Consider the following 14,216-nt stretch of genomic DNA (forward strand, 5'->3'; position numbering starts at 1 on the left):
TCTATACTCAAATGATTTGAGTATACCAACTACTTTAAATTACAGGAGTACTATGTTCTTACGTTTAATTACAATATTATTATCAAGTTCTATCATTTTTTCTAATATAACATTTGCTGAAGAAGTAAAGAAGAAAGAATTACCAGATTCAGCTTATTTAAAACAATTCCAAGAGATATTTGAACGTGTTAATAGAGACTATGTCCAAGAACCTGAAAAACAAAAAATGACTGATGCAGCTATAGATGGCATGTTAACTTCGCTAGATCCTCATTCTAACTACATTACTGATGAGGATCTAGAATATTTTCTTGACCACACTAAAGGAGAATTTGGAGGTATTGGTGTTGAAGTGCAGTATGACAATGGTGCTATCAAAGTCATTTCCCCTATTGATGATCTACCAGCTTATAAGGCAGGTATAAAAGCTGGAGACTATATTGTGGGGGTTAATGATGAGTTTGTATCAAATTTGGGATTTAATAAAGCGGTCAGAGAGATGCGTGGAGAACCAGGGGCAAAGGTAAAATTATTGGTGATCACGGAAGGTGAAAGCAAGCCAAAGGAAATTGAACTTACTAGAGAAATAGTCACAATTACACCAGTAAAAGCCCATTTAGAAAGAAATAATATCGCTTACGTAAGAATAGGGAGTTTTAATGAACATACCATTGCAGAATTAAAAAAATCTATAAAAACTCTAAAAAATGAAAGTAAAAATGGCCTAAAAGGCATTATCTTAGACCTACGTAATAATGGTGGTGGTCTGTTAGATCAGGCTGTTGCGGTTAGCGAATATTTTATTGATTCTGGGGTAATCGTTACTACCAAAGGCAGAAGCAAAAATAGTAACTCGGTATTGACTAGCAATAAATTTGTAGAAAAAGCACCATCTGTCCCGATTGTTGCTCTTATTAATGTTGGATCTGCTTCAGCTGCAGAAATCGTAGCTGGTGCATTGCAAGATCATAAAAGAGCAGTAATACTTGGAACAAAATCTTTTGGTAAAGGGTCCGTGCAAAGCTTTGCTACAATTAGTCCTAGAGCTGCTATAAAGCTTACAACAGCTAAATATTACACTCCTAGTGGTCGTTCAATTCAAGCAGAGGGTATTGAACCTGACATAGTGGTTGAGATGGCAAAAGTTGAGTATCTTGAAACAAAATCAATAGATAATAGATTTTCTGAATCTTCTCTAAAAAATTATCTAAAAAACGATAATAATAAAAATGATGATAAAAAAGTAGATACTACAGATAAAAATAAAGAACTTATTAAGAAAACAGATGGTACTACAAAAAATACCAAACCAAAAAATACTCTAGAACAATTATCTGATCTTTATAAAAAAGATTATCAATTTGCTAGAGCTTATGATTTAATTATGGGATTAATCTTGACTAATAAAAGTGGCAATGAATTGAAAAAATAAAGGGTATACTCGGTGAACTTCAAGAATTGGCGTCGTCGTGTCTAAAGATCTCCGCTGCTCACGTACTAATGTACGCTCCGCTGCTCGACTTTGACACTCCTAGCTCTTCTTGAAGTTGACCTTCGTCTACCAACTCTTCATTTACGAGCAGTATACAATGGGTAGGGTAATTGGGCATAACTGTTGAAAGTTAAAAAATCGTCATTGCGAAGCGTTGTTGTAAGGCTTAAACCGTCATTGCGAGCGAACGTACGTGAGCGTGGCAATCCATGAAACTTGTCATATAGATTGCTTCGTCGACCTTATGGTCTCCTCGCAATGACATGCTAGATTCTTAAGTTGACGCCTATGCAAATTCGCGTGATTAGGAATGATAATTACAAAGGAAATATCAACTATTGGTTATAACTTTAATATTGTCCTGTGTCTAATGTGTAAGTAATATATGTGCAAACCTAATGATTCAAAATAAATATATTGTTAGACTGTCATCCATTGGCTTATTTATAAACATTATTGTAAATATGATTTACTATCGTTACTTCATTATTGAAGAAATGATTTTAAAGCAAGTCGGAGAAACAAATATTAAAATAGCTGATGTTTATACAAAAAATGTTTGGGATAGGAATAGAACTGCTGTAGATAAGATACATGAATTTGGTTATATAAATTTATTACAAGATACAGATTTTATTAGGTTTGCAACTACTTCAGTTGATATTTTTGTTAATCTTAATGCCTATATTTCTTTATATGATCTACAAGGTAATAAAATTATAACTAGTTCGCCAATTCAAGTAACAAGTCACATGAATTTTCCTGAAGATACTCTGTATCAAAAAATTCTTACCAAAATTGATAGATATTTTTTAAAAGAATTGAGTATAGAACAAGCCTTTAACAAAGCTTTTAAAGGGATAACAACTCATCTATTAATTCCTAGAGCCATGTTACATATATCAGGGGAAGTAAAGAAAGCATCTTGTATAACAAGTTATATCCCAATAATAAACCGTGATCCATTGAACCATCCTGTTGATGGTGTATTAGAGATACATACCAATATTACTGGTTTATGGTCAAGTATTATAGAGCTTGAAAGAAAAGTATTATTAACTTTTGTTATCATTTTGGTAATATTTTTAGTTATAGTTATGAGCAACACAAATTATGCACAAAAAATTATAGATCGGCAATTTGAGGCTAATAAAGCATTAGAGGAAGCAGTAACTAAGGTTAGAAATGAAAGTTCTGCTCATACTAAATTTTTTGCCAATGTTAGTCATGAGCTGCGTACCCCTCTAAATGCTATTATAGGTTTTTCAGAAATTATGATGTCTACACCTTACAATAAGGAACATGATGTTTATGTAAAAGATATTCATAACGCAGGCAAGCATTTGCTAGGTATAATAACCGATATATTAGACTTGTCAAAAGCATCTGCTGACAAGCTATTAGTTGATTTTGTAGAGTTAGACCTAAATAAATTAATTACTTCTACTATAAGGATAATGAAACCAAGAGCTGACCAAGCGAATGTAGCATTAATTGAAAAACTACCAAAAGATCATATTATTATAAAAGCAGATCCCAAAAGGCTTAAACAAGTATTTTTTAACCTTTTATCTAATTCTATAAAATTCACCAACCCATTAGGTTCTATAACAATTCATGCTGAAAAAAATGAATCTCAAGGACTAGTTTATGTGCAAGTTATAGATACTGGTATAGGAATTGATGAGAAAGATATTCCAAAAGTACTCTCAACATTTGGTCAAATTGATAGTGCCGTTGGCAGAAAATATCAAGGAACTGGTCTTGGTTTACCACTCACTCGAAAGTTGGTTGAACTAATGAGAGGTAAATTTGATCTACAAAGTAAAATAGGCATAGGCACAACTGTAACACTAACTTTTGCTTATGATAGTAGTATAGAACAATAACTACCCCCATGTCATTCCCGCGTAGGCTTTGCCTACGTGCGGATGACATAAACTGCCATGAATTGTAGCCAGGGTAATTTAAAAGTCGGGCTGCAAGCCTAATAGCATAGTACCCTACATTTTTCTATAATCGTCATCGCGAGGCATCTTTAGATGCCGTGGCGATCCAAGTAAACAGCGAAGCTGTTTTTTCTAGTACGCTTCGCGTATCCTAGATTGCCACGTCGCCGCTTTCAGCGACTCCTCGCAATGACGATCAGTAGCCATTTTAATAGTGGTTATATAAAAAGTATACTTGCAGCAAAACTGCATAACACTATTAAATTTTTTTGCTAGTATAAATTTATTTTATAAATTTGGGTTTCTACTATGCAAATATCACCGATTAATAAAAAAACTAGTTGAAAAAGTACCAGTCATATTATAACATCTGAAATATTAACAATAATGATAATTAATCGAAATGCAAAAGCCAAAAGTAGCGACCTTAAGTGCTGAAGAACGAGAAGAACTAATACAACATATTAAGGCAAATTCATTAACAGGAAATGATCAGCAAGCGATAATAGAACTTGTGAAATTTTGTAACGAACTAATAGACAAGCTAGCATCATCAAATATCAGTATAAATAAGCTTAAGGAAATGCTGATTGGTTTTAAGGCAGATAACAAAAAAAAGATAGTTCAGATTCATTAAAAGAACCGCCAAGTGAATCTGATAACGGGAATGGTGGTAATGAAGAAGAGTGCGATAAGCCCAAAAAGATAGATCGTAGTAATTGGCAAGGTAAATATGGGTTTGATGATTATAAGGATGCGAATACCAGCTATTTAGCTCCTGAGAATTTTTGTAGTGGTGATAGCTGTCCTCACTGCTATAATGGCAAACTATATAATAGTGAAGCTAGAAAATTGCTACAATTCACAGGTAACGCTCCAATTACAGTCAACAGATATGTAAAGAAAACGCTACGCTGTAATGCTTGCGACTATAAAGTTATGAACAATAAAAATATCAACAAATGGACAAATAGTAGCAGAAGTGCAATAGTGTTACAAAAGACCTATGGTACTCCTTTCTACCGTTTATCTAGGTTGCAAAGTTTAAGTGGGTTTCCTGTAGCATATAGTTCGTTGTGGCAACAATATTTAGATGTTTGGCAAGAAGGTGGTGGAGCTGAGATTTACGGGGTATTATTGGAAATGGCTGCCGAATGTAATTCACTGAATCTTGATGATACTAGAGCCAGGATTTTAGAAATTACTATAGCCAATAAAAAATTACGTACTCAAAATAAGAAAGGACGCAGCTGTTATACTACTACTATATGTGCTAAGACTACAAATAATGAGGTGATAGTTTTATATTTTACAGGTAATAAGCATGGCGGGGAGAATATTGGTAACGTACTAAAGAATCGTAAGAATAGAACAGATTCTATCCAATTAATGACTGACGCAAGTAACAATAATAACCCGGTATTATCAGAAGCAGATAAAGAATTACTAGCAATAATAGTGATGATCAATTGTTTGTCACATGGTCAGAGAAAATTTACAGAGAATGAACTATATTACCCTGAAGAATGCGGATATTTTCTCAAACAAACACGTGGTATTTACCACAATGAACATCAATGTAAAGAGATGAGCCCTGAAGAAAAACTGGGGTATCATCAGGAACATAGCAGTAAATATATAGAAAACATATATAACAAAATAGACGAATTATTTAACGACAAGAAAGTTGAGCCTAATAGTAGGCTTGGACAAGTTATGAGATATTGGTTAAATAATAAAGAAGGTTTGACCCAATTTTTAAAAATTCCAGTTAGCAGTCTTGATAATAATTGGGCTGAGAGATCACTGCGTACCATTATTTTACAAAGGAAGAATTCATTATTCTTTAAAACAATCAATAGTGCTGAGATACATAGTGGTCTATATAGTATAGTAAAGACTTGTAGTGAGAACGAGATCAATGCCTTTAAATATTTAAATTGGCTACAAGAGCAGAGTAGCAAAGCAAAGAAGCATCCTGCGAATTATAGCCCTTTTGCCTATGCAAGATATATGAATAATACGGAATTAATCAAGACAGCAGCTTAAATGACAGAACGCCAATCATTAGAGAGTTTGGCAGAACTAGGATCGCCATTATGAATAAGAATGTATAAGGTTCTATGGCAAATCTGATAAGATAAATTATCAGAAGGGAAGAGTTTTGCCGTAAATTTACCTTTGGATAGGCGTTTAGAGCATAGCCAAAAGCCTTGACCGTCAAAGGACAAAATTTTAATGGCAGTTCTGTTTTTATTATAGAATAAAAACAAGGAACCATTAAGAGGGTCAGAAGAAAGTTTTTGTCTACAAACAGCGATTAAGCCATCTATACCCTTGCGAAAATCGATGGCAATAGTGGCAACAAAAATAACTGACGCCGGGGTTAGTTGCAGCATAGAAATGTCTGAATTATGGTTTTTGGCTCTAGTGTTTGGATAATAAGCTTGGTACCATTTGGTTTAATAATGTGACAAGTATAGTGATTTTGTTTGGGGTTCGCTACAGGATCAGTAGCTATAGAATTTACTAGTTGAAATGGGACAAAATTAATATTTTGTTGTAGAGCTTGATTTGAAGCTGAGACAGGAGAAGTTTTGAGGGTAGGTTCATGGGCTTTTTTAATTGAACTAATTGTTGCTTTATTAATATTAATATTAAGATGTTTAGCTATCTCTTGGTAAGAATAATGATGGAGTAATTGGTGAACTAATTCCTTTAGATGGTTTGGTATGGGATCAAACTTGTTAGTTTTAGTTTGACGCCAAGCTTTAAATTGCTGAGCTACTTGCTCAATAGTAATTGATGGTATTTGCATAGTAGGAACCCAAATGTATAAAAAATTCATACTAGCAAAAAAATTAGATAAAGTTATGCAGTTTTGCTGCAAGTATACTATAAAAAAGGTAGGGTACTATGCTATTAGGCTTACAACCCAACTTTTAAATTACCCTGATTGTAGCCTTCAGAAAAAAACTTGATTATCAAGTATATATGTGTTTATATTATTGTCCGCACCTGATTTAATACGTCTTCAGCATGTCCAGCCACTTGTACTTTTGGCCAAATGTAAGCTATCTTGCCTTTTTTGTCTATTAAGAAAGTAGCTCTATTAACTCCCATATATTTTTTACCAAACATTGATTTTTCTACCCAAACTCCATATTTTTCACAAGTATCGGAATTAGAATCTGATGCAAGATCAAAATCCAAACAATATTTTTTCTTGAATTTATCGTGAGAATTTAAGTCATCCTTTGATACACCAATAATGACAGCATTCATTTTTTCAAATTCTAGTTTTAATTTATTAAAGTCACCGGCTTCGATAGTACAACCTGGCGTATCATCTTTAGGATAAAAATATAATACAACAACCTTTCCTGCTAAATCTGACAAATTGATTTTACTATTATCACCTATTGGCATAGTAAAATTTGGTGCAGTATCGCCTATTTTTAATGTCATAACTACTCCTTTATATTTATTTTATTAACTAGTGTATACTCCTGTGATTTAAAAAGCAGAAGAGTATACTGCTATGATTTCACGAGTTGGGTAGACGATAGTATAACTTCAAGAAGAGCTAGGAGTGTCAAAGTCGAGCAGCGGAGCGTACATTAGTACGTGAGCAGCACAGATCTTTGATACGCCGCCGCCAATTCTTGAAGTTCACCGAGTATATATACACTCTAATTTCTTTTAGACAAATTACAAATCACAAAAATTACTGCTAACGAAATTGCTAATGCAAACCAAGTTATGGCATATTCTAAATGATCATTTCTGACATTCAGCAAATTTTCAATCGACAAACTTTTAAGAATATCAGATCGATTGTTATTACCCTCCATAATTAAATAAAAATCTTCTAATTTTAAGCCAAGAACATCAGAGCCTTGAGTTAAATCCAAGGTAAACCAAACATTGTTTTTAACATCATTATCCAATACAAACAGCTTTGTTTTTTCACCGGGAAGAATTACACCTGTGATTTCCATAGAGTTATTTATTATATTATCAATATTTTCTTTATGCCTCCCAGCAAACCACCCTAGTACAACCAAGATTATCTTGTTATCATCAGTTTGAAATGGGGTAACTAAATAATAACCATCTTTTTCAGTGGACATTGATCTGCGTCCATAAAGATGTAAATTCTTACCCACTAGAAAATGGCCGTTCGCCCTTATTTTAGCATATAATTTATGTCCACTAAGTGTTTTTATATCAATTGGCGGATTATTAAGATTATTTTTCATTGAACTTAAAAACAGTTCTTTTTCCTGTAATCTAGCAATTTGCCAAAACCCAAGTGATAAGAGAATTACAAATGCTAATATAGTAAGTAATAAAGGTAATAATTGAACTTGGCACTTACCAATTTTTAAAGTACTTTTTTTTAAAGTTTGTAACACTATAATTTCTTCATTATTTCTAGTAGTGATTCTAGAGTAGCTAGTTCTCTTTGTCTATTATTTAGGTATATAAAAAACTCCAAATTAAATAGCTCTAATGCTTCTGTTAATGATTTGGGGAATGACACTAAATTATATTGTTGATCAAAAGCATTGCCATATATTTTGTTGATATTATTTATTTTATCAGGAAATTTTAGACCTAGAAATATAGAGTTTAAAATAGTAAAAATTGCTAAATAAGGATCAGTTAGTGGATTTGCTATTCTATGTTCTAGTCTTTTAGGCGATAGGTCAGGGATACGCAGTGCAACAGTTCTATTATTATTACCAAAAGATACATTAGTTGGTGCCATAAAATTCTTATCCAAACGAAGGTAATCATCTTCATTTGGCATGAATATCAAGAAAGTGTCAAGCATATAATGACAGATACTTTGACCCATTAGATCAATATTAAGTATAGAATTCTCCAAATCATTTGGGGATATAAAATTTACATGAAAATGCATACTATTACCATAATCGCTTGCAAATGGTTTGGCAGAAAAATTTACATTACCCCGTAATTTTTCTGCAATAATTTGTATTTTAGACTTAGTGCTACTAATTTTTTCTATATACTCAATTATGTTAGTGGAAGGCGGCAAATCTACCTCAAATTGATTAGCTCCTTTTTCTTTCTTAACTGCTATTCCAAGTAGAGTCTGAAATTCGAGTGGATCAATATTTTTGCTTAAATAAAATTCTATTTCCACTCCGATGCAAGCTATTAGTGAGTAGTCTGTTCGAAATTTGTTAATGATTTTTTGTAAAGCATTGTTCTTTTGCAAATGATCTGATAGTGTATGGATAAATTTCTGTAGGGTGGCCATATGGATGAGTTTATAAAAAATAAAGTTTATTATAAAATTTTTGATGGAAGCTTCAAGCAATCTAGTCATATTTATAGTAAAAAAAATAAGTTGGGTGACTCTAGGACCTTAGAAAGTGTCGAGAATAATCGGCTAACAGTAGTTAAACATTATGATGCCGAGAATATTGTTATCCTACAGCAAGTGCATGGTAACAAAGTTATTGATGCTGATAGTGATATTGAGAATGATCCCGAAGCTGATGGGGCAGTTACTACCAAAAAAAATCTAGTACTAACAGTACAAACTGCTGATTGCGTTCCTATTCTACTTAGTAGCGAAGATGGTAAGGTTATAGGGGTAGCTCATTGTGGTTGGCGTGGAGCTAAAGCTGGTATCACTAATAATTTGGTAGAACTAATGCATAAGAAAGGAGCAAAAAATATTAAAGCTATTATTTGCCCTAGTATTCAACAATATTCTTATGAGGTAGACCAAGAATTTTACGATAATTTTATAAAGCAGAGGGCTGAGAACTCAAAGTTTTTTAGTGCCTCTTTGAGAACAAAGCATTATATGTTCGATTTACCAGCTTATGTAGAACTTCAACTGCAAAAAGCGGGTATTAAAGATATAACAAGGATGCTAGAAGATACATATACTAACCCTGAGAAATATCCAAGTTATCGACGTGCCTGCCATACTGGAGAATTATATAACCGTACCATATTATCTACTATTGTAATTAAAGCATAAATTATTAACTAACCTGAGTTCAATGTAAGACATTGGTTTAACAGCCTAGGGTGTCATTCCCGCTTCGGTGAGGAATCCAAAAAATAACCTGCAAAGGCTATTAGATATTATAGATTCCCGCCTACGCGGGAATGACATACTAGTGATCCACGCAACAATTTTGGATTTATAATTGCTGATGGCAAGAAGTCTATTATTACAAACAAAAAGATTGCCCTAGATATACTTCCTTTACTTGATAGCTTGTGGCTATTTCTTGTGGAGTTCCTTCTAATAGGACTTTTCCTTCGTAAATAACATAGGCTCTGTCAACTATATTAAGAGTATCTCTAACATTGTGATCAGTAATTAGGATGCCGATATTGCGGTTACGTAAGTGAACAATCAAATTTTTAAGATCCTCAATTGCTAACGGATCAATGCCTGCAAGTGGTTCGTCAAGCATAATAAATTTGGGATCTAGTGCTATTGTTCTTGCGATTTCTAGTCTACGTCTTTCTCCGCCGGATAATCCTATTGCTGGCATGTCTTTTAGATGAAGAATAGAAAATTCTTTAAGCAAATCTAATGTTTTTTGTTCGATAATCTCTTGGTCATTTTCTAAAACCTCTAGCATTAATCTAATATTATCTCCTACAGATAGCCCACGAAAAATTGATGGTTCTTGAGGAAGATAGCTAAAGCCAAACCTAGCTCTTAAATAAATTGGTAAATGAGTAATATCATGATCATTATAAAATAATGCTCCACTATCTGGTTTGGTAAGTCCTATAATAATACTAAAACAGGTAGTTTTACCTGCACCGTTTGGACCAAAAAGACCAACTATTTCTCCTGTTTTTAATTGAAGAGATACGTCGTTTAGGATCACTCTCTTATTATAAGATTTTGAAATACTACTTACTTGTAATTTCTCTATTATTAAATGCGGCATACTTTAAAAAATTTCTTACATAACTAATTTTTTGATTTGGTATAATCTATATTATTGAGTTCCGTATAATATACTAGCTTGTCAGTTTTTATAATACCATCCTTATTCTGTACTATTACATCACCAAGCAGCACTAGTTCTTTTCTTTCTACAAAATATTTTGCAGAAATAGCAGTTAGTAACTCTTGACCATTATTCCTCTTAGCAGTCAATCTTGACGGTATAGAGATGTAATCAATAGTTTTTTTATTATCAACTGTTTTATAAAAAATTTCTAAATTAGTTGTTTTTACCATTATATCATCAAACCACAAAATCACCTCTCCTGTAAAACAAGCTTGATTCTTAGTTTGATCAATTACTAAATTGTCAGAATTAATATATAATTTATCCATACTCGAATGCTTTGAGTACGGATGTTTCCCATATGCTGATGAACTCATGATTAGAACAAGCAATAGATAACAAATCATGCTAAAAATCTGATACATCAATAACCGTCGATACATTACCTTTGAAATTTATAATATCATTATCATGTGTAGCACTAAAATTATTAGAAGTAATTTTACAATTTTTATAAGATAATACCACCCCTGTGTTACTATATGTTTCTTTATTTAGTAGATTCAGTTGGGCTTCTTGTGCGTTTAATCTGCTTTCTCCTAAAAAAAACTGTACATCATTTTTTAATTTTAACATGTGACTATTCTCATTTAATATACCATTTTTTGCACTGATCACTAAGTCTTTGTTGTCACTTATTTTATATGTAGCATTAATTTCTTCTAGTTTATATTGATTACCTAAAGTCCTAACTGCTTGCACAGCCTGAATCTGGTAAGGATTTAAGTTTTTATTGAACCCCTTAAAAATTGAATTTGAAATTTTTATTTCATAATCGAGTTTATCATTTGGATTAAAAGCACTATTGCTACTATTATCCTCAGTTGATTTTAAATTATTACTGATAGGATTTAAATTTATATAAATTAAATATAAGGTTAATACTATCCCTAAACAAGATAAGATCTTTGATAGACTAATTGAACGTCTATAAGATGAAATGATAGCACTACTACCTTTATCTATGAAGGGAATCCTAACCATAATATTGCCAACATTATACGCGAATTTGGGATAAGAATTATAATTCTTATCTAGAATTGGGGTAACATTATCATGGACATTCATCAGCTGATTCCTGCCCTAAGTAAGTCATGGATATGAACAATACCAATCACTATATTATTTTCAGTTACTGGTATGCTAGTAATTGTTTTACTATTCATTACACCTAAAGCCTCTCCCGCTAATTTCGAAGGAGAAATTTGTTTTGGGTTAGAAGTCATTACATCGCGTGCATACTTCATATCTATTTTATCATTAATATGTCTACGCAGATCTCCATCTGTTATAATACCAACCAAACTCAAATCTTTATCTACCACTATAGCACATCCAAGACTCTTTTGATTCATAACCAATATAGTATCGGTAAATGAGGTATCAGCATATACTAAAGGCAACTGATCTTTCCCCCGCATTAAGCTCTCTACCTTTATAAGATTCGCTCCAATCTTCCCCCCAGGATGATACAACCGAAAATCATCTTCAGAGAAACCTCGTGCTTCATGTACAGAAGTGGTAAGTGCATCTCCAAGAGATAACATCATTACCGAAGAAGTTGTTGGAGCGGCAATATAAGATGCTTCATTGATTCTTGGTATTAATAATAGGAAATCGCTATTGATTGCTATAGTAGAGTTGGCATTCATAGTCATGGCAATTATTTTTATAGAAAATCTCTTACAATATTTCATTATATCAAATAATTCTTTTGTCTCCCCTGAATTAGACAGCATGAATACTACATCATTGTCAGTTACCATACCAAGATCACCGTGGCTAGCCTCAGCTGGGTGCAGATAAAAAGCAGCCGTACCGGTAGAAGCAAAACTTGCTGCTATTTTATGAGCTATATAACCACTCTTTCCTATGCCGGTTAAAATAATCCTACCTTTATAGTTAATTATATAATCTACTATATTGTTAAAATCACTAGGAATATTATTAGATAATTCAACTAATGCAGCAGATTCTTTTAATATAACCCTTTTGGCAACATCACAATGGTATGGTATTTTCATATAGTGTCCGAGTTGTTCAACGATGTTATTCCTACGAAGGTAGCATTGCCCACGTGGATCAAAAAGCCAACGTAAGTAATACCCCAATTCGGGATAAGAATTAGTTAATTCTTATCCCGAATTGGCTTTAATATAAGGAAAAATGCATTCTTAAAGCGGCTAACGCGAATGCATTTTAAACCTTTCCAAAGCTAAAAACATGATTTTAATCTTTTAAAATCATGTTTTTAGCAAAATATTAACTTAACAATCAGATGCAGAGCCGTCTCAAATCTGATTGTTTCTATAATTTTACCGAATTTGGGATAAGAATTGGCAAATTCTTATCCCGAATTCGCGTGTAATGGTACTTACAGAACCAAAAACGATATCATTCTTAGCAACGGCGGGAATCTAAAAAAATAGCCTAGCCTGAATATTGCACGATCAATTATCACAATACCCACAAAGTATTGATAATATCAGGAAATACAGTAATTTTATAAAAAATATAAATTTACAAAGTGTATTTTTAGATAATCGACCTGCATGCCTTTTAGTATGAGACCTACACGACAGAAAATTTCTATCATCATGCAATATTCAGGCTAAAAGACTATTAAACATTATTAGATCCCAGCTTTCGCTGGGATGACATCGTTTTAACATGAGTACTACAACTGTAGCACTAAATAGCGTAGTTAATAATGGGAAATGGTATTACACATCCAACCTGACGCCGAGTGATACATTATGACCTTTATATGCTAATGATTTAATATGATTTTTTATTTCTTTTGTGCTACCAAAATCTTTCCAACTGTAAGCTGCTTCAACTTTTACTCCTGGGGCTAACTTTGTAGCAACTCCAAAAGTAAGCTGGTAGACTAGGTTGTTTTTTTTACCACTAGAAACTGATACACCATTATTCTTAGTAATTTGGTTTTTTAGTTGACCAACTCCAGCACCAGCACCAACAAAAAATTCACAAATACTTATATCAACAATATCCACATAACCATTAAGCATTAAAGTAGCAATTTGAGGCTTAATTTTTGAGTCTGTACCGGCAAAAGAATGCTTAGATTGATGATTAGCAATCCAAGCAAGCATGAGATCAGCTCTAACATTATCTAGAATATAATAACCCAAACCTCCGCCAAGAAACATAGCGGTATTTTGCTTTAGTTTTTTATCATTTAACTTAATATTAGCCATTTTATTCGCCCCAACTTCTGCTTTCAAATAAAATTGATTTTCAATAGCCACAGAGGAAACAGAGAATAAAAGTGAAATAGCTATAATCGTTACTAAGAGTAAATTTTTCATAATTCTATTTTTTAATTTAACCTCAGTTCGATATAAGAATTAGTAATTCTTATATCGCACTGGCTTTGTTATAAGGAAAAATGCACTCTTGAAACGGCTGACGCGAGTGCATTTTAACTTTTTTCATCATTCAATATGTGATTTTAATTATTAAAATCACATATTGAATGGAGTGTTATATTTTAACAATCAGGTGGGCAGCCGCTTCAAACCTGATTGTTTCTATATATAACACGAAAGTTCGATGTAACTTGTTACATCGAATTCAGGTTAATTTACAGTTTACTATAAATTAAACTAATCAGCTAGCTTATTTTTTAAGATAACCCTCAGAGGGCAGTTCAAAAATCGCAAC

Annotated in this window: 15 protein-coding genes; 5 read left to right on the forward strand and 10 right to left on the reverse strand. The window is 32.7% G+C overall.

Annotated features, from left to right (window positions below):
• Positions 1-52 precede the first annotated feature (52 nt).
• From ACN1AG_RS00550 to ACN1AG_RS00565, 4 genes are all read left to right on the forward strand, one after another.
• A complete protein-coding gene (locus ACN1AG_RS00550; protein ID WP_417905090.1) occupies positions 53-1,432 on the forward strand; it encodes a S41 family peptidase in 1,380 nt (459 codons plus the stop codon).
• A 458-nt stretch (positions 1,433-1,890) separates the two neighbouring features.
• Positions 1,891-3,381: a sensor histidine kinase gene (locus ACN1AG_RS00555; protein ID WP_417905091.1), complete on the forward strand. Its 1,491-nt coding sequence runs from the start codon at positions 1,891-1,893 to the stop codon at positions 3,379-3,381.
• A 463-nt stretch (positions 3,382-3,844) separates the two neighbouring features.
• Positions 3,845-4,078, forward strand: coding sequence for a hypothetical protein (locus ACN1AG_RS00560; protein ID WP_417904495.1), 234 nt, complete (start codon positions 3,845-3,847; stop codon positions 4,076-4,078).
• A 302-nt stretch (positions 4,079-4,380) separates the two neighbouring features.
• Positions 4,381-5,490, forward strand: coding sequence for an IS66 family transposase (locus ACN1AG_RS00565; protein WP_417904515.1), 1,110 nt, complete (start codon positions 4,381-4,383; stop codon positions 5,488-5,490).
• On the opposite strand, the gene tnpB is transcribed toward ACN1AG_RS00565, so the two are convergent.
• The 5 genes from tnpB to ACN1AG_RS00590 all read right to left on the reverse strand — a co-directional run bounded on the left by tnpB (position 5,487) and on the right by ACN1AG_RS00590 (position 8,734).
• On the reverse strand, positions 5,487-5,840 hold the full coding sequence (gene tnpB / locus ACN1AG_RS00570; protein WP_341757307.1) for an IS66 family insertion sequence element accessory protein TnpB: 354 nt from the start codon (positions 5,838-5,840) through the stop codon (positions 5,487-5,489). The genes ACN1AG_RS00565 and tnpB overlap by 4 nt on opposite strands.
• Positions 5,828-6,259, reverse strand: a complete 432-nt coding sequence (locus ACN1AG_RS00575; RefSeq protein ID WP_417904493.1) for a hypothetical protein — start codon at positions 6,257-6,259, stop codon at positions 5,828-5,830. The genes tnpB and ACN1AG_RS00575 overlap by 13 nt, the downstream gene beginning before the upstream one ends.
• Positions 6,260-6,441: 182 nt before the next feature.
• The gene (gene bcp, locus ACN1AG_RS00580; RefSeq protein ID WP_417905092.1) at positions 6,442-6,909 is read right to left on the reverse strand and encodes a thioredoxin-dependent thiol peroxidase; all 468 of its coding nucleotides are present in this window, start codon (positions 6,907-6,909) and stop codon (positions 6,442-6,444) included.
• A 224-nt stretch (positions 6,910-7,133) separates the two neighbouring features.
• Positions 7,134-7,859, reverse strand: coding sequence for an SURF1 family protein (locus ACN1AG_RS00585; RefSeq protein WP_417905093.1), 726 nt, complete (start codon positions 7,857-7,859; stop codon positions 7,134-7,136).
• Positions 7,859-8,734, reverse strand: coding sequence for a glutamine synthetase (locus ACN1AG_RS00590; RefSeq protein WP_417905094.1), 876 nt, complete (start codon positions 8,732-8,734; stop codon positions 7,859-7,861). Before ACN1AG_RS00590 ends, ACN1AG_RS00585 begins: the two co-directional genes overlap by 1 nt.
• Between ACN1AG_RS00590 and pgeF the strand changes: the two genes are divergently transcribed.
• On the forward strand, positions 8,735-9,469 hold the full coding sequence (gene pgeF, locus ACN1AG_RS00595) for a peptidoglycan editing factor PgeF (RefSeq protein WP_417905095.1): 735 nt from the start codon (positions 8,735-8,737) through the stop codon (positions 9,467-9,469).
• Positions 9,470-9,665: 196 nt separating this feature from the next.
• On the opposite strand, the gene lptB is transcribed toward pgeF, so the two are convergent.
• The 5 genes from lptB to ACN1AG_RS00620 all read right to left on the reverse strand — a co-directional run bounded on the left by lptB (position 9,666) and on the right by ACN1AG_RS00620 (position 13,861).
• Positions 9,666-10,403 carry an LPS export ABC transporter ATP-binding protein gene (gene lptB, locus ACN1AG_RS00600; protein ID WP_375332779.1) on the reverse strand — a complete coding sequence of 246 codons (738 nt, stop codon included), beginning with the start codon at positions 10,401-10,403 and terminating at the stop codon, positions 9,666-9,668.
• Between the two features lie 23 nt (positions 10,404-10,426).
• Positions 10,427-10,798, reverse strand: coding sequence for an LptA/OstA family protein (locus tag ACN1AG_RS00605; RefSeq protein WP_417905096.1), 372 nt, complete (start codon positions 10,796-10,798; stop codon positions 10,427-10,429).
• A 79-nt stretch (positions 10,799-10,877) separates the two neighbouring features.
• Complete coding sequence (lptC, locus tag ACN1AG_RS00610; RefSeq protein WP_417905097.1) at positions 10,878-11,597, reverse strand: LPS export ABC transporter periplasmic protein LptC; 720 nt, start codon at positions 11,595-11,597, stop codon at positions 10,878-10,880.
• Positions 11,597-12,553 carry a KpsF/GutQ family sugar-phosphate isomerase gene (locus tag ACN1AG_RS00615; RefSeq protein WP_417905098.1) on the reverse strand — a complete coding sequence of 319 codons (957 nt, stop codon included), beginning with the start codon at positions 12,551-12,553 and terminating at the stop codon, positions 11,597-11,599. Before ACN1AG_RS00615 ends, lptC begins: the two co-directional genes overlap by 1 nt.
• Before the next feature lie 699 nt (positions 12,554-13,252).
• Positions 13,253-13,861 (reverse strand): outer membrane protein, encoded by a 609-nt coding sequence (locus ACN1AG_RS00620; protein WP_417905099.1) that lies wholly within the window; start codon positions 13,859-13,861, stop codon positions 13,253-13,255.
• Positions 13,862-14,216 lie beyond the last annotated feature (355 nt).

This window comes from Candidatus Tisiphia endosymbiont of Micropterix aruncella, assembly GCF_965178575.1.
Classification (GTDB): Bacteria; Pseudomonadota; Alphaproteobacteria; order Rickettsiales; family Rickettsiaceae; genus Tisiphia.

Bases quoted from the DNA above. Each gene is read 5' to 3' on its own strand.
- pgeF (WP_417905095.1), top strand. From the start codon at position 8,735: ATGGATGAGTTTATAAAAAATAAAGTTTATTATAAAATTTTTGATGGA.
- lptB (WP_375332779.1), bottom strand. From the start codon at position 10,403: ATGCCGCATTTAATAATAGAGAAATTACAAGTAAGTAGTATTTCAAAA.
- lptC (WP_417905097.1), bottom strand. From the start codon at position 11,597: ATGAATGTCCATGATAATGTTACCCCAATTCTAGATAAGAATTATAAT.
- ACN1AG_RS00555 (WP_417905091.1), top strand. From the start codon at position 1,891: ATGATTCAAAATAAATATATTGTTAGACTGTCATCCATTGGCTTATTT.
- ACN1AG_RS00575 (WP_417904493.1), bottom strand. From the start codon at position 6,259: ATGCAAATACCATCAATTACTATTGAGCAAGTAGCTCAGCAATTTAAA.
- ACN1AG_RS00565 (WP_417904515.1), top strand. From the start codon at position 4,381: ATGAACAATAAAAATATCAACAAATGGACAAATAGTAGCAGAAGTGCA.
- ACN1AG_RS00590 (WP_417905094.1), bottom strand. From the start codon at position 8,734: ATGGCCACCCTACAGAAATTTATCCATACACTATCAGATCATTTGCAA.
- ACN1AG_RS00605 (WP_417905096.1), bottom strand. From the start codon at position 10,798: ATGGATAAATTATATATTAATTCTGACAATTTAGTAATTGATCAAACT.
- tnpB (WP_341757307.1), bottom strand. From the start codon at position 5,840: ATGCTGCAACTAACCCCGGCGTCAGTTATTTTTGTTGCCACTATTGCC.
- ACN1AG_RS00550 (WP_417905090.1), top strand. From the start codon at position 53: ATGTTCTTACGTTTAATTACAATATTATTATCAAGTTCTATCATTTTT.
- bcp (WP_417905092.1), bottom strand. From the start codon at position 6,909: ATGACATTAAAAATAGGCGATACTGCACCAAATTTTACTATGCCAATA.
- ACN1AG_RS00620 (WP_417905099.1), bottom strand. From the start codon at position 13,861: ATGAAAAATTTACTCTTAGTAACGATTATAGCTATTTCACTTTTATTC.
- ACN1AG_RS00560 (WP_417904495.1), top strand. From the start codon at position 3,845: ATGCAAAAGCCAAAAGTAGCGACCTTAAGTGCTGAAGAACGAGAAGAA.
- ACN1AG_RS00615 (WP_417905098.1), bottom strand. From the start codon at position 12,553: ATGAAAATACCATACCATTGTGATGTTGCCAAAAGGGTTATATTAAAA.